The sequence below is a fragment of the Halomonas sp. ND22Bw genome (assembly GCF_003011945.1).
Lineage (GTDB): Bacteria > Pseudomonadota > Gammaproteobacteria > Pseudomonadales > Halomonadaceae > Halomonas > Halomonas halophila.
The window spans coordinates 1-269 of the sequence record NZ_PXWD01000933.1 but is presented as its reverse complement, the minus strand read 5'-3'; the positions used below and the strand labels follow the sequence as shown (position 1 = coordinate 269).

Sequence of the window (269 nt, the reverse complement as noted above, 5' to 3'; positions counted from 1 at the left end):
GTGACGGTGGAGCCCTTCACCCACATCGGCGGCCTGTACGAGCGCAACACCGGCGCCGAGCCGTTCAATGCGGCGACCGACTGGCTGGCGGCCGAGAACAAGGTGAACAAGGCGACCGTTTATGACTTCGTCTCGACCAACGACATCATCGGCGGCAACTCGGGCTCGCCGGTCATCAACGCCAAGGGCGAAGTCATCGGCGCCGCCTTCGACGGCAACATCCACTCGCTGGGCGGCAGCTTCGGCTACGACCCCGAGCTGAACCGCAC

1 protein-coding gene is annotated in these 269 nt (G+C 65.4%); it reads left to right on the top strand.

Translation table 11 applies throughout. The annotated features are described in order from the left end of the window. Positions 1-269, top strand: a 269-nt coding sequence (locus CVH10_RS20895) for a S46 family peptidase (protein WP_146143217.1), incomplete at both ends; no start/stop codon positions are given.